This window comes from Streptomyces triticagri (assembly GCF_003429565.1).
GTDB lineage: Bacteria > Actinomycetota > Actinomycetes > Streptomycetales > Streptomycetaceae > Streptomyces > Streptomyces triticagri.
Genome location: NZ_QUAK01000003.1, coordinates 15342 through 36324, shown reverse-complemented (window position 1 = coordinate 36324; position 20983 = coordinate 15342). Strand labels below are relative to the sequence as shown.

Genomic DNA, 20983 nt, shown 5'->3' with positions numbered 1-20983 from the left:
CGGAGGCTGAAACAAAATGTCTGAACTGCAGCGCGAAGTCTCCGAGCTCGAGCGGAAGTCCGCGACGGCGGCCCGGCTCTTCGACATCCGGCGCATCATCGGCGGCCTGTTCGTCGTCTACGGCGTGATCGTGACGATCGCCGGATTCACCGCGTCCGACGCGGACCTGGACAAGGCCGAGGGCGTCAACATCAATCTGTGGACCGGGCTCGCCATGCTGGCGCTCGGGCTGTTCTTCCTGGTCTGGCTGAAGCTGCGGCCGACCGAGGCGCCCGCACCGCCGGAGGCGGCGAAGGACGAGAACGGCTGACCGGACCCGTCGGGACCGCTCAACACACAACGCAGGGGCCGGAGTTCACCCGAACTCCGGCCCCTGCGCCGTGGTAGTGGCGTCATGCTCGGGCAACGGCCCCGCCCGGTCGAGCAGACCCGTCCGGGCCGCGAGCGCGGCCGCCTCGAGACGCGACCCCACATTCAGTTTCATCAGCACCCGCTGCACATGCGTACGGGCCGTACTGGGCGCGATCCGCATGCCCGCCGCGATCAGCCGGGTGTCCTCGCCGTCGGCGACCCGGACCAGGACCTCCACCTCGCGCGGCGTGAGCAGCTGCAGCAGACGCTGGCCCTCGTCGTCCGGCTGTGCGGCCGGATTGAGCAGCTCACCGAAGGCACCCTGCAGAAGCTGCGGGGCGACGGCCGACTCACCGGCCCGCGCCTTCATCATGGCCCGCTCCACCCCCTCGATCCGCTCGTCGTGGCGGACGTATCCGGAGGCGCCGGCGGCGAACGCGGCGGCGATCCCGCGAGGATTCGGCACCGGGCCGAGGACCACCACGGCGACCTGCGGGCGCTCCCGCTTGATGCGTACGACCGGATCGAAGGTGCCCGGCTCCGCGGGCGTGGCCGTGCCGAGCAGGCACACCTCGGGCGCACGCTGCACGACGAGTTCGGCCGCCCCGGCCGCGGGCGCGGCCGCGGCGAGGACCCGGTGCCCGCGCAGCTTGAGTGCCGAGGCGAGCGCCTCGGCGAGCAGCCGGTGGTCGTCCACCACCATGAGTCGCACACCCATCGGGCAACCCCCCAATTCCCCCACCGACCTGCACGACCGGGAGCCCCCCGGCCCTCCGTTCCCCGGAAGCTACACGCTTGTTCGAGGTTGCGCGCCCCCTCTCGTCCAGATCTCCCCCGGAATACCGAATCCCCGACATTCCGGCCGGTTCCCGTGTATTGACGTCGCTTCGACGGCGGGGACGGAGCTGAGCAGCCGGCCGGCGGACGGCCGTGGTCAGGGCCGTAAGCTGGAGAACCGATCGTCCCCTCTTCTGGAGCTTTGATGGCCGTCAATCTGGTCAATGTCGAGTCTGTGGCCAAGGTGTACGGCACCCGTGCCCTGCTCGACGGCGTCTCCCTCGGTGTCTCGGAGGGCGACCGGATCGGCGTCGTCGGGCGCAACGGCGACGGGAAGACCACCCTGATCCGGCTGCTCGCGGCCCTCGAGGAGCCCGACACCGGCCGGGTCACGCACAGCGGCGGACTGCAGCTCGGCGTGCTCACCCAGCACGACTCCCTCGACCCCGCCGCGACCGTGCGGCACGAGGTGATCGGTGACCTCGCCGACCACGAGTGGGCGGGCAGCGCCAAGATCCGCGATGTGCTCACCGGGCTCTTCGGCGGGCTCGACCTGCCGGGTTTCGAGCACGGCCTGGACACCGTGATCGGCCCGCTCTCCGGTGGCGAGCGCCGCCGTATCGCACTCGCCAAGCTCCTCATCGGCGAGCCCGATCTGATCGTCCTCGACGAGCCCACCAACCACCTGGACGTGGAGGGCATCTCCTGGCTCGCCGCCCATCTGCGCGCCCGCCGCTCCGCGTTGGTCTGCGTCACCCACGACCGCTGGTTCCTCGACCAGGTGTGCACCCGCATGTGGGACGTGCAGCGCGGCCACGTCTACGAGTACGAGGGCGGCTACAGCGACTATGTGTTCGCGCGGGCCGAGCGCGAGCGGATCGCCGCCACCGAGGAGACCAAGCGGCAGAACCTGGTCCGCAAGGAGCTGGCCTGGCTGCGGCGCGGCGCCCCCGCCCGTACGTCGAAGCCGCGCTTCCGCGTCGAGGCGGCCAATGAACTGATCAAGGACGTGCCGCCGCCGCGGGACACCTCCGAGCTGATGAAGTTCGCCTCGTCCCGGCTCGGCAAGACGGTCTTCGACCTCGAGGACGTCACCGTCACCGCCGGGCCCAAGCTGCTCCTGAAGCATCTGACCTGGCAGCTCGGTCCGGGCGACCGGGTCGGCCTGGTCGGTGTGAACGGCGCGGGCAAGACCTCGCTGCTGCGCGCGATGGCCGATGCGGCCCGCAGCGACGGCGAGGTGCAGCCGGCGGCCGGCCGTGTGGTGGTCGGCAAGACGGTCAAACTGGCCTATCTCTCCCAGGAAGTGGGCGAACTGGACCCGAATCTGCGGGTCCTCGAGGCCGTGCAGCAGGTACGTGACCGGGTCGACCTCGGCAAGGGCCGGGAGATGACCGCGGGCCAGCTCTGCGAGCAGTTCGGATTCAACAAGGACAAGCAGTGGACGCCCGTCGGCGACCTGTCCGGCGGCGAGCGGCGCCGGCTGCAGATCCTGCGTCTGCTGATGGACGAGCCCAATGTCCTGTTCCTCGACGAGCCGACCAACGACCTGGACATCGAGACGCTCACCCAGCTCGAGGACCTGCTCGACGGCTGGCCGGGCTCGATGATCGTGATCTCGCACGACCGGTACTTCGTGGAGCGCACCACGGACCGGGTGTTCGCGCTGCTCGGGGACGCGACGCTGCGGATGCTGCCGCGCGGCATCGACGAATACCTGGAGCGCCGGCACAAGCTGGCCGAGACGGCCTCCGCGGCGGCGGCTCCCGCAGCGCCGGCGCCGGCCGCCGGCGGCCGGTCGTCGGCGGACGCCAGGGCGGCGAAGAAGGAGCTGCAGAAGATCGAAAGGCAGCTGGACAAGATCTCCGGCAGGGAATCCAAGCTGCACGCGGAGATCGCGGACAACGCCACGGATTTCGCCCTGGTCGCAAAGCTGGATGCGGAATTGCGTGAACTCACCGGAGAGCGCGAAGAGTTGGAGATGCGCTGGCTCGAGCTCGCCGAGGACGCCTGATTCGGCGGTGGCCGAAGCACTCGCCGCGGACGTAACGGAGGCATCACGGCCGGGTCCGCCCTTGGGAACAGGGGATCGACCGAACCGGTGTTCATGCACAGGTCAGTGATAGAAAGAACTCCCGCTCGACTGACTTTGAGTTGCGGGGACCACGCCCGAAACGCTCCATTCCGGGGGGATTTGACCAACGGAATCGCGGGGGAGGCCGTCCGGGTGTGGGAACCGCGTGATGAGGTAACGCGCTGATGAACCAGCCGCCCGACCAGCCGCCACAGCCCCAGGGCGGTTTTGGTGCTCCGCAGGACCCTCAGCAGGGCACGCCCGCCGCGCCGGGCACCCCGCCCCCGCCGCCCGGCCAGCCGCCGGCCCAGCCCCCGGCCCCTCCGCAGCCCGGGTACGGCTATCCGCAGACCCCGCCGCAGGGTGGCGGCGGCTACGGCCAGCCCGGTCCGTACAACCAGCCGGGGCCGTACGGCCAGCAGCCCGGCCCGTACAACCAGCCCGGCCCGTACGGTCAGCAGCAGCCCGGATACGGGCAGACTCCGCCGCCGCAGTTCCCCGGTGCGCCGGCGCCCGGTGGTCCGGGTGACGGCGGCGGGTCCGGTCCCGGCAAGTTCTTCAAGGGCAAGCCCGGCATGATCATCGCGGCCGCAGTGGCCGGTCTCCTGGTGATCGGCGGCGGTGTGTACCTGGCCGTCAGCGGTGGCGACGACGACAAGCCGAAGAAGCCGGTCGCCGAGAAGTCCAACGACCCGAAGCCCGGCAAGTCGGATCCGGTCGACGAGGGCGACGGCAGCGGCGGCGGCCGCGAGGGCGGCGACAGCCTCGACAGCAAGCCCGGCGAGGCCAAGGCGTGGATGGCCACGAACAAGATGGACCTGCCCGGCAACGGCGCGGAGCTTAAGGACATCTGGGTCGTCGGGGACAACGTCGTACAGGCCGCCTACAAAGAGGTCACGGCCTGGGACGTCAAGACCGGCAAGGAGAAGTGGAAGGTCGAGCTGCCGTACGAGGTGTGTGCGACTCCGCGGAATGCGACGGATGACGGGAAGGTCGTCATCGCACACAAGGACAAGGCAAGCTCCAAAGCCGAGTGCTCCGAACTGCAGATGATCGACCTCAAGACGGGAAAGAAGGGGTGGAAGAAGGGGGTCGGGGAGGGTGGACTCTTCGACAGCACCATCACCCTGGAGCTCTCGATCACCGGTGACACCGTCGCAGCGGCCCGTTCCCAGTCCGGTAGCGCCTTCCGCATGAGCGATGGCAAGAAGCTCTTCGAGGCTGAGAAGGACGGCAAGTGCTTCCCCGCCGCCTTCGCCGGCGGTGAGCGGATGATGCAGGTCGACTCCTGCTCCACGTCGACGGAGAACGACAACCTCAAGCTGATCGACCCCAAGACCGGCAAGGCCAAGTGGAAGTTCGCCACCAAGAAGGGCTGGGAGGTCAGCAAGGTCTACTCGACGAACCCGATCGTCATCTCGGTGACGAACAGGGACGAGAAGACCTGGAGCATCATGGCGCTGACCGACAGCGGCAAGGTGCGCTCCCAGCTCGACGGCGGCAAGGACAGCTTCCGCCAGCAGTGCGGCGGTCTGGCGGTCTTCGAGCGCCAGCTCAACGGCTGCGACGGCATGGTCGCCGACGGCGACAGTTTCTACATGGCGACCGAGCCCGAGGGCAGCGCCAGCTCCGGCCGGTCGAACGAGATCGTCGCCTTCGACCTCGACACCGGTAAGCCCAAGTGGCGTGCCAAGGCCGGCGAGGGCCGGTCCGCGCTGCCGCTCGAGCGGGAGGGCACCGGCCTGCTCGCCTACGTCGACCCGACGTACGACAAGCCCGGCGCGATCGTGAAGTTCGGTCCTGGCGGCAGCAAGCCGACGACCGTGCTCAAGCACCCGGAGTCGGCCGCGAGCATCGAGAACTCGATGACCAGCGGAAAGCTGAAGTATGCCGACGGGCGCTTCTTCCTGACCACTTCACGGCTGATGAAGGGCGACACCAAGGACGCGGCCCGCATGCTGGCGTTCGGCAAGTGACGGACGCCGCTCCATCGCCATTGACCGTCAAGTGACCGAAGATCGCCCGTAGTTGACCCAGATCTCCCGGAAGTCGACCGTGGCTCACTGCCAGGGCCCCCGTTCCGTATCGCAGAGGTAGAGAAATGACGCAGCCGCCCCAGCCGCCCAACGAGCCCCCGAAGGGAGGCTTCGGAGCGCCTCAGGACCCGCCGCCCGGCGGACCGGGAGCGCCCCAGGAGCCTCAGTCCGGCGGGTTCGGAGCACCGCAGGACCCGCCTCCGGGCGGCTTCGGCGCCCCGCAGGACCCGGGTTACGGCTACCCGCAGACGCCGCCGCCCGCGGGCGCGCCGCAGAGCCCGCCCCCGCCGCAGACGCCGCCGCCGTCGGGTCCGCCGTCGACTCCTCCGCCGGGTGCGCCCGGTGCGGGTCAGCCGCCGGCCACTCCGGCTCCGGGCTACGGCTATCCGCAGGGTCCCGGTCAGCCGACGCCGGCGCCGGGGCAGTACGGCTACCCGGGTCAGCAGCCGCAGTACGGCTCGTACCAGCAGCCGCAGATGCAGCCGCCGCCCGGCGGTCCCGGCGGCACGGGTGGTGGCAAGAAGCTCAACACCCAGATGACGATCATCATCGCGGCCGTGGTCGCGGTGGCGCTGATCATCGGCGGTGGCGTCTGGTTCGCCAACTCCAAGGGCGACGACGACAAGAAGGACGAGTCGAAGAGCTCGGCCGGCACCGAGGGCAAGGGCGACAACACCAAGGGCGGCGGTGGTGGCGGCGGCAAGGAGAAGGCACCGGCCAACATCAAGTCGAAGGTGGCCTACCAGATCCCGATGCCCGAGGTGAAGGAGAAGAACGGCAGCGTCGTCGTCTCCGGCTCCTGGGCCACCGACAAGGTGTACGCCAAGAGCGGCATCAGTGAGGTCGTCGGCTACGACGTCAAGACCGGCAAGAAGTCCTGGGACGTCCCGCTCAAGGGCCCGGTCTGCTGGGCCTCGGACCAGGTCACCGAGGACGGCATCACCGCGCTCGTCTTCCAGGGCGGCAAGCCGACCAAGGCGGACCCGCACATGGGCTGCACCGAGGTGGCTGCTCTCGACCTCAACGAGGGCAAGCTCCTGTGGACCAAGCAGGCGAAGACCGGTGACGAGAAGGTCCGCATGGACGAGGTCACCATCAGTGGCGGCACGGTCGCGGCGGGCGGCACCAGCGGCGGCGCCGCCTGGGACGCCAAGACCGGCAAGTCCCTGTGGCAGCCCGAGGTTTCCGCGGACCAGTGCAAGGACGTCGGCTACCAGGGTGGCGAGGCACTCGCCGTGGTGCGTCAGTGCGGCGACTACCAGAACCCCACCAACCAGGTCCAGGTGATCGACCCCAAGAGCGGCAAGGTCAAGTCCTCGTACAAGATGTCGCCCGGCATCCAGTACCCGCACATCGTGTCCAGCAAGCCGCTGGTCGTGGCGGCGGACGTGAACGAGACCGCGGGTGACGGCAGCAGCATCTCGGACTTCTTCTCGATCGACGACAAGACCGGCAAGCTGATCACCAAGATCTCCGCGGACGCCGAGAAGTACGGCGCCGAATGCGAGGCCACCGAGGTCAGCGGCTGCAAGATGCTCGCCGTGGGCAACGGCAAGATCTACCTGCCGACCGAGGAGCACGACGCGGGCACCGGTGAGTACGGCCAGACCAACGAGATCGTGTCCTTCGACCTCAAGACCGGCAAGCTCACCACCGACCGCGCGGACGCGGGCGACAAGTACACGATCACCCCGCTCCGGATGGACGGGCAGAACATCATCGCGTACAAGACCGGCCCGTACGACAAGGGCGGACAGGTCGTCAGCGTCGACGGGAGCACCTTCAAGCAGACGACCCTGATGGAGAACCCGGCGGACCGCAGCCTCAACCGGATCGAGAAGAGCTTCCAGCCGAGCTACGCGGAGATCCTCTACACCGAGGGCCGGCTCTTCATGTCCGGGAACTACGCGCGCAAGCCCACCGGTTCCGACGTGACGCCGCTGGCGATCGTGTTCAGCACGCAGTAGGCGGGGCGCTCGGCTCACCGCGGGAGTTCGTCACGCGGCAGGGGCGGTCCGGGAAGGCGCGGCTTCGACAGCCGTAGGGCCTTCTCCGGGCCGCCCCTTCTGGTTCGGCGGGTACGTCCCCTAGCGGGCCGTGAGCAGCTGGGCGCCCGGGGCCGGGGCCGTTGTGGTGCGGATTGTGCGGCAGGTGGCGGATGTGCGCAGGGTCTGGGCGATGTCCTCGGCCGCTGCGGCGGACGGGGCGAGGTAGGCCGTGGTCGGGCCGGAGCCGGAGACCAGGGAGGCGAGGGCGCCGGCCGCGGAACCGGTGCGGAGGGTGTCCGCGAGGGACGGGAAGAGGGAGAGGGCTGCCGGCTGCAGGTCGTTGCTCATCGTGTCGGCGAGTGCCTTCGGATCGCCGGTGCGCAGGGCGTCGAGCAGCGCGGGCGACGCCTCCGGGGCGGGTACGGTGCGGCCCTCGGCTGCGCAGAGGCGGTCGAACTCGCAGTACACGGCCGGTGTGGAGAGTCCACCGTCCGCGGCCGCGAACACCCAGTGGAAGGTGCCGCCGACCTCGATCGGGGTGAGTCGCTCGCCGCGTCCGGTGCCGAGGGCGGCTCCGCCGACCAGGCTGAATGGCACATCGCTGCCCAACTCGGCGCAGATCTCGAGGAGTTCCTCGCGCGAGGCGCGCGTGTCCCAGAGCGCGTCACAGGCGACGAGGGCGCCGGCGGCGTCCGCGCTGCCGCCGGCCATGCCGCCGGCGACCGGGATGTCCTTGTCGATGTGGAGGTGCACGGCGGCGCTGCGGCCGTGCCGTTCGGCCAGCGCGAGGGCGGCGCGGGCGGCCAGGTTGGAGCGGTCCAGGGGCACTTGGGCCGCGTCGGGGCCCGAGCAGGTGATGCGCAGTTCGTCCGCTTCGGTGGCCGTCACCTCGTCGTACAGGCCCACGGCGAGGAAGACGTTGGCCAGGTCGTGGAATCCGTCGGGGCGGGGGCCGCCGACGGCGAGCTGGACGTTGACCTTGGCGGGGACGCGTGCGGTGACGCCGGGGGTGGCGGGCCCGGTCATGCGGAGGCCTCCTGGCGGCCGGTGGCGTGCTGTTCCGCGATCCTGGCGAACTCCTCGACGGTGAGCGACTCGCCGCGCGCCTGCGGCGAGACGCCCGCGCCGACGAGCGCCTTCTCCGCGGCGGCCGCGGATCCGGCCCAACCGGCGAGCGCGGCGCGCAGCGTCTTGCGGCGCTGGGCGAAGGCGGCGTCGACGACGGCGAAGACCTGTGCGCGGGTCGCGGTCGTCGCCGGTTGTTCGGTGCGGCGGACCAGGGAGACGAGGCCGCTGTCCACGTTCGGCGCGGGCCAGAAGACGTTCCGGCCGATCGAGCCGGCGCGCTTCACCTCGGCGTACCAGTTGGCCTTGACGGAGGGCACTCCGTAGACCTTCGAGCCGGGAGCGGCGGCGAGGCGGTCGGCGACCTCCGCCTGCACCATGACGAGGGTGCGCCGGATGCTCGGGAAGGTGGCGAGCATGTGCAGCAGTACGGGGACCGCGACGTTGTACGGGAGGTTCGCGACGAGCGCGGTGGGTGCGGGCCCCGGGAGTTCGTCGACGAGCATGGCGTCGCGGTGGACCAGGGCGAAGCGGTCGGCGCGGGCGGGCAGCCGGGCCTCGACGGTGGCGGGGAGCGCGGCGGCGAGGACGTCGTCGATCTCCACGGCGGTGACGCGGTCGGCGGCCTCCAGGAGGGCCAGGGTCAGCGAACCGAGGCCCGGGCCGATCTCGACGACCACGTCGTCGGGGCGGACGTCCGCGGTGCGGACGATGCGGCGGACGGTGTTGGGGTCGATGACGAAGTTCTGGCCGCGCTGCTTTGTTGGGCGTACGCCCAACTTGGTGGAGAGATCGCGGATCTCGGCGGGGCCGAGGAGGGGGTCAGGGGTGGGGCTGCTCACGGGGCCAGGGTACGGGGCCGCGGCGGCTGACCCCGTCCAAGCCCCTCCGGCGACGCAGCCGCTGAGGCGGAGCCGAAGCCATGCGGTCGACCGCCGGTCGAAAGATGTCCTCAAACTCCCCCAGACTTCCTCCGGGGGCCCCAGACGGGCTGAAAAGCATCGGCCTGGCGGCCTCGTCCTCAAACGCCGGACGGGCTGAATTCGGTGCCCGACGGGCTGACATGGCGAGTCCGTTCAGAGGCGGGATCCGCAATGGGGCCACGGGCTCGAGCCGCGTTGGATGTAGAGCTTCTTGGCGCGGTAGGTCTGTTCGGCGGCGGGGGCGTCCTGGGGGCGGCCGGTGCCTCCGAGGCTCTGCCAGGTCTGGGTGTCGAACTGGTAGAGGCCGCCGTACGTCCCGGACGGATCCGTCGCGTCCGGGCGGCCGCCCGACTCGCAGGCCGCCAGCGCACCCCAGTTCAGACCGTCCGCCCCCTGCACCGAAGCGGGCAGCGTCCTCGTGCCGACCCGGATCTGCTCGGTGCGCGGCTCGCGGACCGTCTCGGACCGGAGGAGGCGGGGCCGTTCCCGTACACCGTTGACCGTGCGCACCGCGTACGTGAGGCGGCGCGCGCCCGACCGGCCCGGCCGTACGACCTCCACCGTGCCCCGGTCGAGCGTGGCGTCCTCGATCCGGCGGACTTCGTAGGCGACGGGCTCCTCGCGCACCTCCTGGCCGGCGGTGATGCGCAGCACCGTGAGGGTCTGCCCGTCGCGCGGGAAGCTGTCCGGCGGTACGGAGGTGGTGTCGTGGCCGCGCAGGGTGATGCCCGCGGCGCGGACCGCCTCGCGCACCGTGGCGGCGTTGGTGCGCACCGTCCGTTCGCGGCCGTCGGCCATCACCGTGACGGTCCGCTCGGTGCGTACGTCGAGGGTGAGCCCGCTGCGGGCGATCCGCTGCGACCGCGGCACCGACAGATACGCGCCGTCCACCCGTACGCCGAGCTCCCGCAGCGCCCCTTCGACGGTGTCCGCGGTCGTCCACACCTGGTGCCAGATGCCGTCGAGGGTGATCCGCAGCGGGCGGCCGTACCGGACGACGACCTCGTCGCCGGAGTCGAGCTCGGCGCCGCGGCCGGGCGCGACCACGTCGTGCGCGCCGAGGTCGAGGCCTTCGTCCTCGAGGAGTTCGTCGACGTCGCCGGCGAAGGTGTGCAGGGTGCGTGACCGGCCGTCCACGGACAGGGTGACCGCCTTGTCGGCGGAGACGAACGCGGAGGTGCCGCCCGCGAGGAAGGCCACGACCAGCGCCTTCGGCACGAGTCGGCGCAACGGCTCGGCCCCGCCCTGCACCGGCCGTCGCCTCGGTGCGCGCCGGGACGGTGCCGGTTCCAGCGGTCCCGCGTCAAGGGTGGTCGCCGCGGCCCGGTCGTACGCGGCCTGCGTGTGCTCCCCGGAGGCGGGGCCGAAGCCGGGAGCGGCGGCCGCAGGCGGGTCGGCCCAGGTGTCGCCGGGGCCGGTGCGGCAGGCGTCGGACCACCGCCCGTACGGGAAGGCCTGCACCCCGATGCCCGATGCGTACGCCTGGCCGCTGCGGGGCGGCGCGGTCATGGTGTCGGTATCGGTGTCCTGGCCGCCGCGTACCGCCTGCTGACCACCCTGCGCACTGCTCACGACGACGCTCCGGGCTCGCTGGGTCCTGCATCGGGCGGACAGAACCTAGCGGAGCGACCGTCACTCTCCAAAGTCACTCGAACACGCTGTGTCGCGGTCGGTCGCGGCGGGTGTCCGCCGCCCGCGGGGGCTCAATAGCCGAATGCCCGCGCGGTGTTGACGCGGAGCGCCTCGGTGAGCGCCTCCTCCGGCATGCCCTTCACCTCGGCCATCGCCCGTACCGTGACCGGCACCAGATACGGCGCGTTGGGCCGCCCCCGGTACGGCGCCGGGGTGAGGAACGGCGCGTCCGTCTCGACCAGGACGAGCTCCGCGGGCGCGACCGCGAGCGCCTCGCGCAGCGGCGCGGCGTTCTTGAAGGTGACGTTCCCTGCGAAGGACATGAAGTAGCCCTGTTCGGCGCAGACTTGGGCCATCTCGGCGTCACCCGAGTAGCAGTGGAAGACGGTGCGCTCGGGGGCGCCCTCCTCCTTGAGGATCCGCAGGACGTCCGCGTGCGCCTCGCGGTCGTGGATGACGAGGGCCTTGCCGTGCCGCTTGGCGATCTCGATGTGCGCGCGGAACGACCGCTCCTGCGCGTCCATGCCCTCCGGCCCGGTACGGAAGTGGTCGAGCCCGGTCTCGCCGACGCCCTTGACGTGGTCGAGCGCCGCGAGCCGGTCGATCTCGCCGAGCGCCTCGTCGAGCGCGGGCTCGCCGCCGGCTTCCCGCGACCCCTGCCGGGACCAGCCGTCCGGGTCCCCCAGGACGATCCTCGGTGCCTCGTTGGGATGCAGTGCCACGGTCGCGTGCACGGACGCGTACGTTGCCGCGGTGTCCGCGGCCCATTGGGATCCGGTGACGTCGCAGCCGACCTGTACGACTGTCGTCACGCCGACGGAGGCTGCCTTGTCCAGGGCGGCCTGGACGGTGCCTTCCTGCATGTCGAGGTGTGTGTGCGAATCCGCCACCTCGCCGAGCAGGGGCTCGGGGAGTGGTGGTGCGGCTTCCTTCGAACTCATGCCCCCGATCCTAAGTTCGCCGGGGCGTTGCTTCCGTTTCCAGGCATCGGCCTGGCGGCCTCGTCCTCAAACGCCGGACAGGCTGAACGATGTCCTCAAACGCCGGACGGGCTGGAAGATGTCCCCAAGCGCCGGACAGGCTGGAAGACGTCCCCAAACGCCGGACAGGCTGGAAGATGCGCCCAAGCGCCGGACAGGCTGAAAGACGTCCCCAAGCGCCGGACGGGCTGGAAGATGTCCTCAATCGCCGGACGGGCTGGAGTTGCCCCGGCCCCGGAACGGGTGCAGGAGGTCCGACAGGTGCCAGTGATGTGCCTCCCCCTCGCTCGCGCCCGAACCCTCCGAAGGGGGCTCCGGGGACGTGACCCCGACCCCAGGAGCCGGCTCCGCCGGCCCCTCGTACAGTCGCCGCGCGACGTCCCGTACCGACGAGACCCGCCCCGCGCGCATGATCCGGACCACGTGGCCGCCGCAGTTGAGGCACGTGGGGCGCGACAGCGGCGACGGCACCCGGTGTCCCTCGGCCAGGTACGTCACGAACTCGTTGCCCTTGCCGTCCACGTGGTGCTCGATCGTGTAGTCCTGCTCCCACCCGTGCCCGCACCGCATGCAGGCGAACGCGTACGACTCATGCGCCGTGGCCACCGGCGTGGGGCGAGGTGAAGCGGATGACGGCGTGGAAGGGGACGATGCCGCCGCGGGCCCCGGAAGGCCCGCCTCACGGCCGGTGATCTCGCTCATGCCGGCTCCTCTGGTCCGTCGGACGAGGACGCCCCGGAGGGCGGGGCCCACCGGGTGGAGGGCGAAGCCGCCCTCCACTCCAGTGGACGCCTCGATGGCGGTGAGCGCACCAGGCCTGTCGACTATTGGCGCGGTTTTGGTGCCGTCATGGGGAAAGTGCCTGATGCGCGGCCTTTGCTTTGCTTTTTACGATAGTCCCTATGGCTTGCTCGGGGACTGCCGAGCCGCATTCTTTGCCGCGACGACGGCATCGAAGACCTCCCGCTTGGGCAGCCCCGCAGCGGCCGCGACCGCGGCGATCGCCTCCTTGCGGCGCTCGCCCGCCTCCTCCCGCACCCGCACCCTGCGGACCAGTTCCTCGGCGTCGAGCTCCTCGGTGACCTCGGGCGCCCCCTCGACGACGACCGTGATCTCACCGCGTACGCCCTCGGCGGCCCAGGCGGCGAGCTCGGTGAGCGGCCCGCGCCGCACCTCCTCGTACGTCTTGGTCAGCTCGCGGCAGACGGCTGCGCGGCGCTCCCCGCCGAAGGCCTCGGCCATCGCGGCGAGGGTGTCGTCGAGGCGGTGCGGGGCCTCGAAGTAGACGAGCGTGCGGCGTTCGGCGGCGGCCTCGCGGAGGCGGCCGAGGCGTTCGCCGGCCTTGCGGGGCAGGAAGCCCTCGAAGCAGAAGCGGTCGACGGGCAGGCCGGAGAGGGCGAGGGCGGTGAGGACGGCGGAGGGGCCGGGCACCGCGGTGACCCGGATGTCCTGCTCCACCGCGGCCGCGACCAGTCGGTAGCCGGGGTCGGACACCGACGGCATGCCCGCGTCGGTGACCAGGAGGACCCGCGCACCGCCCGCGAGCGCCTCGACGAGCTCGGGCGTACGGGCGCTCTCGTTCCCCTCGAAGTACGAGACGATCCGGCCGCGCGGCTGCACCTCGAGCGCCTGGGTGAGGCGCCGGAGCCGGCGGGTGTCCTCGGCGGCGACGATGTCGGCGGCGGCCAGCTCGGCGGCCAGCCGCGGCGGTGCGTCGGCGGTGTCCCCGATGGGCGTCCCTGCGAGTACGAGCGTTCCAGTCACGCCCCCATCCTCGCAGCCCGCCACCGGGCACCCGGTCGGCCGCAGCCGAGGCCGTACCGCCCGCCCCTGCACAACCGGTGGAGGGGCATCCGGTTCCACGCCGGGACGGCGCGGGACTCGCACAGGACGGTTCCCTACGATGGCGCGGTGACCAGTACCGCGTCCTCCACCGACGCCGCCGCCCGGCAACAGGGCCCGGCCGGACAGCAGCAGCCGTCGTGGCAGCGTCGGCTGCGCCGTTTCGGGTACGTCCCGGCGCCCAGAACCCCGGTGCGCGAGCGGCTGGTCCCCCCGTACCGCGAACCGGGCCCGCGCCTGTGGGCGGCGCTCGGCATCCCCGCCGACCGGGCCGCCCGCCTGGTGAAGGTGCTCGCCTGGGCGGGGCCGCTGCTGGTGGCCCTGGTGGCGGGGGCGCTCCGCTTCTGGCGGCTCGGCAAGCCGCACGACGTCATATTCGACGAGACGTACTACGCCAAGGACGCCTGGGCGCTGATCCAGCGCGGCTACGAGGTCGAGTGGCCGAAGAACTTCGACGACACCGTCCTGAGCCAGGGCTCGGGGGTGACCGTCCCGACCGATCCCTCGTACGTGGTCCATCCGCCGGTCGGCAAGTGGATCATCGGGCTCGGCGAGTGGATGTTCGGCTTCGATCCGTTCGGCTGGCGGTTCATGGTCGCCGTGCTCGGCACCCTGTCCGTCCTGATGCTGTGCCGGATCGGGCGCAGGCTGTTCCGCTCCACGTTCCTCGGCTGTCTGGCGGGCGGGCTGCTCGCGGTGGACGGGCTGCACTTCGTGATGAGCCGCACCGCACTGCTCGATCTGATCGTGATGTTCTTCGTGCTCGCCGCGTTCGGCTGCCTGGTGATCGACCGGGACAGGGTGCGGGCCCGGCTCGCCGCGGCGCTGCCGACGGATCCCGACGGTGTGGTGCGCCCGGACGTCTTCGTCGGTGACGAGCTGCGCCTTGGATGGCGTCCCTGGCGGCTGGCCGCGGGCGTCTGCCTGGGCCTCGCCTTCGCCACCAAGTGGAACGGCCTGTACGTCCTGGCCGCCTTCGCCCTGATGTCGGTCCTGTGGGACGTCGGCGCCCGTCGCACCGCCGGCGCCGCCGCACCGTACCGCGCGGTGCTGCGCCGGGACGTGCTGCCGGCCTTCGTCTCCACCGTGCCGGTCGCGATCGTCACCTACGTCGCGTCCTGGACCGGCTGGATCCTCAGCGACAAGGGCTATCTGCGGGACTGGGCCACCGAGGCGGGCCAGGGCGGCAGTTGGACCTGGCTGCCGGACTGGGTGCGCAGTCTGTGGCACTACGAGTACACCGTCTACCAGTTCCATGTCTCGCTGACCGACAACCACACCTACCAGTCGAATCCGTGGAGTTGGCTGGTCGCAGGCCGCCCGGTGTCCTACTACTACGAGTCGCCGGGTCCCGGCCGTGACGGCTGTCCGTCGGGCACCGCGGACAAGTGCGCCAGTGAGGTCCTCGCGCTCGGCACCCCGCTGCTGTGGTGGGCGGGCTGCTTCGCGCTCGCCTACGTCGTGTGGCGCTGGCTGCTGCGGCGCGACTGGCGGGCCGGGGCGATCCTCTGCGGGGTCGCGGCCGGGTATCTGCCGTGGTTCGCCTATCAGGAGCGGACCATCTTCGTGTTCTACGCGGTGGTCTTCGTACCGTTCCTGTGTCTGGCGGTGGCGATGATGATCGGCGCACTGCTCGGGCCGCCGGGTGCCACGGAACGGCGGCGCACGATCGGCGCGGTCGCCTCCGGCGTCCTGGTCCTGCTCATCGTCTGGAACTTCATCTACTTCTGGCCGATCTACACGGGTCAGCCGATCCCCATCGACCAGTGGCGCTCCCGTATGTGGTTCGACACCTGGGTCTGACCGGAGCAGCACCTGAAGCGCACGGTGACCCCTTGAGTGCCGGGCGTGATACGGGCCGGATAGGGTGCGCAGTCCGGCAGAGGCGTGGGGCGACAACCGGAGGAGCGGGCAGGGCTGTGGGTAGAAGAGGGCGCGTCCAGGGGCGCGAGGAGATGTCCAAGGAGATGAAGGTCGCGCTGTCCGCGTGCGCGATCGGCGTCGCGGTGGCGGCCGTCGGGGTGACCGCGTACCTGCTCGTCGACAACGGCGACGACGGTGGTCAGCAGGCCACCGAGCAGCGCTCGGCGCGCACCGGGCCGCCCAGCGCGGCCGAGGTGAGGACCACCGCGAACGAATTCCTCACCGCCTGGTCGAAGGGCGACACCGCGGAAGCGGCCGCGCACACCGACGACTCGGCCGCCGCCCGCACCGCCCTGACCGGATACCGCAAGGACGCCCGCCTGGACAAGGTTCAGCTCACTCCGGGAAAGCGGACCGGCACCAAGGTCCCGTTCAAGGTGTCGGCCCAGGTCTTCTACAAGGGCAAGAGCAAGCCGCTCGCGTACGCCTCCGAACTGACCGTCGTCCGCAGTGAGAAGACCGGACAGCCGGTGGTCGACTGGAAGCCGACCGTGCTGCACCCCGATCTGCGCGAGGGCGACCGGTTGCGCACCGGCGAGGCGGGCACCCCGCCCATCAAGGCCGTGGACCGCGACGGCGCCGAGCTCACCGAGGACAAGTACCCCTCGCTCGGCGGTGTCCTGGACAGCCTGCGCGAGAAGTACGGCAAGAAGGCGGGCGGCGACGCCGGCGTCGAGCTGCAGATCGTGCGCGGCAGGCCGGCCGAGGACGGCACCGACGGCGAGGGCGGGAAGTCCGACGACGGCAAGGCGCTGCCCGACAAGACCCTGGTCACCCTCTCCAAGGGGACGCCCGGCACGCTGAAGACCACCATCTCGGCGAGCGCGCAGGCCGCGGCGGAGAAGGAGGCGGGCTCCCGGCAGCAGGCCTCCGTCGTGGTGCTCAAGCCGAGCACCGGCGAGATCCTCGCGGCCGCCAACTCCCGTCCGGGCGGCTTCAATGTGGCCTTCCAGGGCTCCCTCGCGCCCGGTTCCACGATGAAGATCGTCACCTCCTCGATGCTGCTCGAGAAGAACCTGGCCGGCGTCGGCAAGAAGCACCCGTGCCCCAAGTACGCCACGTACGGGGGCTGGAAGTTCCAGAACGTCGAGAAGTTCAAGATCGACGGCGGTACGTTCCGGGACAGCTTCGCCGCATCGTGCAACACCGCCTTCATCACCCAGGCCAAGAAGCTCGGCGACGGCGATCTGACCAAGCAGGCGCAGGAGGTCTTCGGGCTCGGCAAGGGCAACTGGACGAGCGGTGTGCCCACCTTCGACGGTGCGGTGCCGGTGCAGAAGGACGCACAGAAGGCGGCCTCGCTGATCGGGCAGGGCGGGGTCCGGATGAGCCCGCTGAATGTGGCCTCGTTCATCTCGACCGCCAAGACCGGCACCTTCAAGCAGCCGTACGTGGTCTCCCCGGAGGTCGACAACCGCACCCTGGCCACCGCGCCGCGCAAGCTGGACCCGAAGGCGCACAGCCAGCTGCGGACCCTGCTCAACTACACGGCGACGTCCGGGTCCGCGGCCGAGGCGATGGCCGGCATGAGCGGTGACATCGGCGGCAAGACCGGTTCGGCGGAGGTCGACGGGCAGAAGAAGCCCAACGGCTGGTTCGCTGCCTGGAGCGGCGACATGGCCGCGGCGGCGGTCGTCCAACAGGGCGGGCGCGGCGGCGAGTCGGCGGGTCCGCTGGTGGCCTCGGTGCTCAAGTCCGCAGGCTGACGGACGGGGCCGAGCCCGGGGGGATGTCACGTATCGGAACTGGTTCGCATGCCCCATACACCGACAGCTAGCGTGGCCGTCCATGAGCACTGAAGACACCGCCACGCCCGCCGGCCCCGCCGCCCACCCCCGCTTCGCCGAGGCCCTGCGCGAGCTCGGGCTCGAGCGGCTGCTCGACGACGTCCGCGCCTTCCCGGAGGCGACCCGTACGGCCGCGGAGGCCGCCGCGGCGATCGGCTGCGAGCTCAGCGAGATCGTCAAGTCCCTGATCTTCGCGGCCGACGGGGTGCCCGTCCTGGTCCTGATGGACGGCTCCTCGCGGGTCGACCTGGAGCGGGTACGGCACGAGCTCGGGGCCGAGAAGGTGACGCGGGCGAAGGCCGACCTGGTGCGGGAGACCACCGGCTATGCGATCGGCGGCGTGCCGCCCTTCGGCCACCGGACCCGCACCAGGGTGCTCGCCGACCGCGGGCTGCTCGACCACGCGGTGGTGTGGGCGGCGGCCGGCACCCCGCACACGGTGTTCCCGATGGCGCCCAAGGATCTGGTCGCGCACGCGGGCGGCGCGCTCGTGGACGTACGTGAGCAGTCGGCCGGGGACGACGCCGAGCGCTCCGCGTGAGCCCGACAGTCGCCGCGGCCGTCGTCCTGGCGGCCGTCACCCACGCGTCCTGGAACGCGATGGCGCACCACATCAAGGACCAGCTGCTCGCCTTCACGCTGGTGTCCGGCGGCGGTGCGCTGATCGGCGCGGTCCTCGCCTGCTTCGCGCCGCTCCCGGCGGCGGGTGCCTGGCCGGCGCTCCTCGCCTCCGCGGTGCTGCACGTGGCCTATATGACGCTGCTCATGCGGTCGTTCAGCCTCGGGGACTTCGGGCAGATGTATCCGATCGCCCGGGGTACGGCGCCGCTGGTGGTGACGGTGGCGGCCGCGGTGTTCGTGGGCGAGAGCATCGACGCCTGGCAGTCGGCGGGTGTCGTGGTCGCCAGCACGGGCCTGGTCGGGCTCGCCCTGTGGGGCATCCGCGGCTCGGGGCGGCGGCCGCACTGGGCCGCGCTGGTGGCGGCGGTCGCCACGGGGCTCGCGATCGCGGCGTACACGGTCGTGGACGGGGTCGGGGTGCGGGCCTCGGGCACGCCGCTCGGCTACGTCGCCTGGCTGATGATCCTCGAGGGCCTGGCCATCCCCCTGTTCGCCCTGCGCCGCCACGGGGCCGAACTGCCTTCCCTGCTACGGCCGTACGCGCTACGGGGGCTGCTGGGCGCGGCGCTGTCGGTGGTGGCCTACGGGCTTGTGCTCTGGGCCCAGACGCGGGCGGCGCTGGCGCCGATCGCGGCGCTTCGGGAGTCGTCGATCATCGTGGGAGCGGGGATCGGAACGCTCTTCTTCAAGGAACGCTTCGGCCTCCCCCGTGTCCTGGCCGCGGGAGTCATGGCCCTCGGCATCTCCCTGATGCTGCTGCCCGGCTAGCGGGCTCAGTCCAGTCCATCCGGCACCACGTTCAGCCCTTCCGGCACCATATTCAGCCCCTCCGGCACCACACTCAGCCCCTCCGGCGCTTGAGGAGCGGGGTCCGGGGCGGAGCCCCAATCAGCCCCTCCGGCGCTTGAGGAGCGGGGTCCGGGGCGGAGCCCTGGAAGCCACGTGCTTGACCGCCGGTCAAAAGACGTCCTCAAACGCCGGACGGGCTGAGAGAGTGCCCTACGGGCTGAAACGCATCGGCCTGGCGGCCACGTCCTCAAACGCCGGACGGGCTGGATTTGGTGCCCGACGGGCTGAAGGTGGTGCCGGACGGGCTGGACGTGGGGGACGGGCTGGAGGCCCGACACCCTGGAGACCCCGACCGGAGGTCAGGTCGTCGACTTCACCGCCCGGACGAGCGCTTGCGCTCGGGGGTCTGCGGTGACCCCCCGCTGGAGGCCGTTCGTGACGTAGCCGAGGGCCACCCCGGACGAGGGATCCGCGAAGCCGAGCGGACCACCCCGGCCGGGGTGACCGAAGGACCCCGGCCCCAGCAGCGGCGAAGCCGCACCGTGCAGCATGTACCCGAGCCCGAACCGCGTGTTGACGACAAGGACCCGGTCCGGCCCCGCCGACTCCTCCGTACGCGCCGCCGTCACCGTCGCCGGCACGAACAGCGAGCGCGCCCACGTCCCGTCGCCCCGCTCCACCTCACCGAGCAGCGAGGCGTAGAAACCGGACAGCGCCCGGGCCGTCGCGATGCCGTTGGAGGCGGGCAGCTCCGCGGCGCGGTACGCGGGCGCGTTCTCGTCGTACGAGGCGAGCGCGCCGAACGCCCGCCGGGTCAGCGACTCGGGATCCGCGTACGCCTCCGCGACGCTCCGCTTGGCCCGCAGCCGCAGCGCGGACGACTGCGCGGGCGGCTCGAGGCGGCCCACCCGGCCGACCTGGCCGGCCCGTGCGTCCGGCAGGCCGAGCCACAGTTCGAGCCCGAGCGGCCCGGCGATCTCCTCGTCGATCCAGCGGCCGAGGCTGCGCCCGGTGACCCGCCGGACGAGTTCGCCGACCAGCCAGCCGAAGGTCTGTGCGTGGTAGCCGTGCGCCGTGCCCGGCTCCCATGCGGGGGCCTGTGCGGCGACCGCGGCGGGCGCCCGGTCGAGCTCGTCCAAGGTCAGCGGGTGGTCGAGAGCGGGGACGCCGGCGCGGTGGGTGAGCAGGTGGCGTACCAGGGTGCGTTCCTTGCCGTGGGCCTTGAACTCGGGCCAGTACGCCCCGACCGGAGCGTCCAGGTCGAGCAGTCCGCGCTGGTGCAGGATCAGCGGCACCGCGGCGGCGACGCCCTTCGTCGCCGAGCGGACTATCTGCGCGGTGTCGGGCTGCCACGGCGTCTCGCCGTCCACGTCGCGCACCCCGCCCCACAGGTCGACGACCTTGCGGCCGTGCCGGTGCACGGCCACCGCGGCGCCGCGCTCGCCGAGCGTCTCGAAGTTCCGTACGAAGGCGTCCCTGACGGGCTCGTAACCCGGCGCGACCGTGCCNTCGAAGTTCCGTACGAAGGCGTCCCTGACGGGCTCGTAACCCGGCGCGACCGTGCCCTGGACGTCCACCACTGCACTCCCTGCTCCCGCTGCGCCACGGTGACGCTCGCTCCATGGTGCAACGTCCGCCCTCCCCGGCCGATTCCGGGTACGGAGGCGGGTGCTGAGCGCCCTCTTGCTGGGTACGCGATCTCCACGGAGCGCTCTCCGGGGTAGCTCAAGTCCTTGCTTATATGCGACATTGGTGGACAAATGGCTCGGCCTGAAAGGGTGAGGGACAGTGATGTCGGTCGTCGAGGGTCACGCACGGTGCCGAGTCGTCACGGACTCACCCGAGGGCAGCCGGGCGATCCGGGCGGCCCTGCGATACGACATCGGCGCGGACGCGCCGGCGGTTCGGATCGCGTTCCCCGGGGGGCACGAATGGACCTGTCCGCGCGAGCTGCTCGAGCGGGGCGCGAGGGCGCCGGCGCAGCTCGGCGAGGTACAGGTGTGGCCCTGCGGCCGGGCCCAACTCATCCTCGAGTTCCACGAACCGGACGGCGTCACGGTCCTCCAGTTCGACGTGGTCCCCCTGATCCGCTTCCTCCAACGAACGTACGGGGCGGCCGCCCCCAGCCCATCGAGTGTTTGAGACCGCCCCAGGGCGCTGCCCCGGACCCCTCCCCCAAGCTCTCGGCTCCGCTC

The 20983-nt window shown here is 71.4% G+C and carries 16 protein-coding genes and 1 pseudogene; 9 read left to right on the top strand and 8 right to left on the bottom strand.

All coding sequences use genetic code 11. The features are described 5' to 3' along the window. The first annotated feature begins 16 nt into the window (after positions 1–16). Positions 17–310: a hypothetical protein gene (locus tag DY218_RS00320; RefSeq protein ID WP_128553869.1), complete on the top strand. Its 294-nt coding sequence runs from the start codon at positions 17–19 to the stop codon at positions 308–310. A 45-nt stretch (positions 311–355) separates the two neighbouring features. On the opposite strand, the gene DY218_RS00315 is transcribed toward DY218_RS00320, so the two are convergent. After that, positions 356–1069 (bottom strand): helix-turn-helix transcriptional regulator, encoded by a 714-nt coding sequence (locus tag DY218_RS00315; RefSeq protein ID WP_128553868.1) that lies wholly within the window; start codon positions 1067–1069, stop codon positions 356–358. Positions 1070–1333: 264 nt separating this feature from the next. On the opposite strand from DY218_RS00315, the gene DY218_RS00310 reads away from it, so the two are divergent. From DY218_RS00310 to DY218_RS00300, 3 genes are all read left to right on the top strand, one after another. After that, entirely contained in the window at positions 1334–3142 is a 1809-nt protein-coding gene (locus DY218_RS00310) for an ABC-F family ATP-binding cassette domain-containing protein (protein ID WP_128553867.1), read from the top strand. Positions 3143–3387: 245 nt separating this feature from the next. Next, entirely contained in the window at positions 3388–5178 is a 1791-nt protein-coding gene (locus tag DY218_RS00305) for an outer membrane protein assembly factor BamB family protein (RefSeq protein ID WP_128553866.1), read from the top strand. Between the two features lie 125 nt (positions 5179–5303). After that, the gene (locus tag DY218_RS00300) at positions 5304–7205 is read left to right on the top strand and encodes an outer membrane protein assembly factor BamB family protein (protein WP_128553865.1); all 1902 of its coding nucleotides are present in this window, start codon (positions 5304–5306) and stop codon (positions 7203–7205) included. Positions 7206–7325: 120 nt separating this feature from the next. Here DY218_RS00300 and DY218_RS00295 read toward each other — a convergent pair whose 3' ends face one another. The 6 genes from DY218_RS00295 to rsmI all read right to left on the bottom strand — a co-directional run bounded on the left by DY218_RS00295 (position 7326) and on the right by rsmI (position 13590). Beyond that, the gene (locus DY218_RS00295) at positions 7326–8252 is read right to left on the bottom strand and encodes a 4-(cytidine 5'-diphospho)-2-C-methyl-D-erythritol kinase (RefSeq protein WP_128553864.1); all 927 of its coding nucleotides are present in this window, start codon (positions 8250–8252) and stop codon (positions 7326–7328) included. After that, positions 8249–9133, bottom strand: coding sequence for a 16S rRNA (adenine(1518)-N(6)/adenine(1519)-N(6))-dimethyltransferase RsmA (rsmA, locus tag DY218_RS00290; RefSeq protein WP_128553863.1), 885 nt, complete (start codon positions 9131–9133; stop codon positions 8249–8251). Before rsmA ends, DY218_RS00295 begins: the two co-directional genes overlap by 4 nt. A gap of 234 nt (positions 9134–9367) precedes the next feature. Then, positions 9368–10723: a resuscitation-promoting factor gene (locus DY218_RS00285; protein ID WP_128553892.1), complete on the bottom strand. Its 1356-nt coding sequence runs from the start codon at positions 10721–10723 to the stop codon at positions 9368–9370. 194 nt (positions 10724–10917) lie between these two features. Continuing rightward, a complete protein-coding gene (locus DY218_RS00280) occupies positions 10918–11787 on the bottom strand; it encodes a TatD family hydrolase (protein ID WP_128553862.1) in 870 nt (289 codons plus the stop codon). A gap of 240 nt (positions 11788–12027) precedes the next feature. Further along, complete coding sequence (locus tag DY218_RS00275) at positions 12028–12528, bottom strand: hypothetical protein (protein ID WP_128553861.1); 501 nt, start codon at positions 12526–12528, stop codon at positions 12028–12030. Positions 12529–12726: 198 nt separating this feature from the next. Then, positions 12727–13590: a 16S rRNA (cytidine(1402)-2'-O)-methyltransferase gene (gene rsmI / locus DY218_RS00270; protein ID WP_128553860.1), complete on the bottom strand. Its 864-nt coding sequence runs from the start codon at positions 13588–13590 to the stop codon at positions 12727–12729. A 147-nt stretch (positions 13591–13737) separates the two neighbouring features. Between rsmI and DY218_RS00265 the strand changes: the two genes are divergently transcribed. The 4 genes from DY218_RS00265 to DY218_RS00250 all read left to right on the top strand — a co-directional run bounded on the left by DY218_RS00265 (position 13738) and on the right by DY218_RS00250 (position 18767). Further along, positions 13738–15471, top strand: coding sequence for a dolichyl-phosphate-mannose--protein mannosyltransferase (locus tag DY218_RS00265; protein WP_128553859.1), 1734 nt, complete (start codon positions 13738–13740; stop codon positions 15469–15471). A 116-nt stretch (positions 15472–15587) separates the two neighbouring features. Further along, positions 15588–17297: a penicillin-binding transpeptidase domain-containing protein gene (locus DY218_RS00260; RefSeq protein WP_407703527.1), complete on the top strand. Its 1710-nt coding sequence runs from the start codon at positions 15588–15590 to the stop codon at positions 17295–17297. 82 nt (positions 17298–17379) lie between these two features. After that, the gene (locus tag DY218_RS00255; RefSeq protein ID WP_128553858.1) at positions 17380–17919 is read left to right on the top strand and encodes a YbaK/EbsC family protein; all 540 of its coding nucleotides are present in this window, start codon (positions 17380–17382) and stop codon (positions 17917–17919) included. Then, positions 17916–18767 carry a DMT family transporter gene (locus DY218_RS00250; protein ID WP_128553857.1) on the top strand — a complete coding sequence of 284 codons (852 nt, stop codon included), beginning with the start codon at positions 17916–17918 and terminating at the stop codon, positions 18765–18767. Before DY218_RS00255 ends, DY218_RS00250 begins: the two co-directional genes overlap by 4 nt. 380 nt (positions 18768–19147) lie before the next feature. Here the strand turns inward: DY218_RS00250 and DY218_RS00245 are convergent. After that, positions 19148–20296 (bottom strand): annotated as a pseudogene (locus tag DY218_RS00245) (serine hydrolase domain-containing protein); the annotation flags it as partial. A gap of 283 nt (positions 20297–20579) precedes the next feature. Here DY218_RS00245 and DY218_RS00240 point away from each other — a divergent pair. Then, positions 20580–20930, top strand: a complete 351-nt coding sequence (locus tag DY218_RS00240) for an SsgA family sporulation/cell division regulator (protein ID WP_128553856.1) — start codon at positions 20580–20582, stop codon at positions 20928–20930. Positions 20931–20983: the final 53 nt, after the last annotated feature.

What these genes read in the sequence shown, in the direction of transcription:
- DY218_RS00320 (WP_128553869.1), top strand. Translation starts at nt 17, where the DNA reads ATGTCTGAACTGCAGCGCGAAGTCTCCGAGCTCGAGCGGAAGTCCGCG.
- DY218_RS00315 (WP_128553868.1), bottom strand. Translation starts at nt 1,069, where the DNA reads ATGGGTGTGCGACTCATGGTGGTGGACGACCACCGGCTGCTCGCCGAG.
- DY218_RS00310 (WP_128553867.1), top strand. Translation starts at nt 1,334, where the DNA reads ATGGCCGTCAATCTGGTCAATGTCGAGTCTGTGGCCAAGGTGTACGGC.
- DY218_RS00305 (WP_128553866.1), top strand. Translation starts at nt 3,388, where the DNA reads ATGAACCAGCCGCCCGACCAGCCGCCACAGCCCCAGGGCGGTTTTGGT.
- DY218_RS00300 (WP_128553865.1), top strand. Translation starts at nt 5,304, where the DNA reads ATGACGCAGCCGCCCCAGCCGCCCAACGAGCCCCCGAAGGGAGGCTTC.
- DY218_RS00295 (WP_128553864.1), bottom strand. Translation starts at nt 8,252, where the DNA reads ATGACCGGGCCCGCCACCCCCGGCGTCACCGCACGCGTCCCCGCCAAG.
- DY218_RS00285 (WP_128553892.1), bottom strand. Translation starts at nt 10,723, where the DNA reads ATGACCGCGCCGCCCCGCAGCGGCCAGGCGTACGCATCGGGCATCGGG.
- DY218_RS00280 (WP_128553862.1), bottom strand. Translation starts at nt 11,787, where the DNA reads ATGAGTTCGAAGGAAGCCGCACCACCACTCCCCGAGCCCCTGCTCGGC.
- DY218_RS00275 (WP_128553861.1), bottom strand. Translation starts at nt 12,528, where the DNA reads ATGAGCGAGATCACCGGCCGTGAGGCGGGCCTTCCGGGGCCCGCGGCG.
- DY218_RS00255 (WP_128553858.1), top strand. Translation starts at nt 17,380, where the DNA reads ATGAGCACTGAAGACACCGCCACGCCCGCCGGCCCCGCCGCCCACCCC.
- DY218_RS00240 (WP_128553856.1), top strand. Translation starts at nt 20,580, where the DNA reads ATGTCGGTCGTCGAGGGTCACGCACGGTGCCGAGTCGTCACGGACTCA.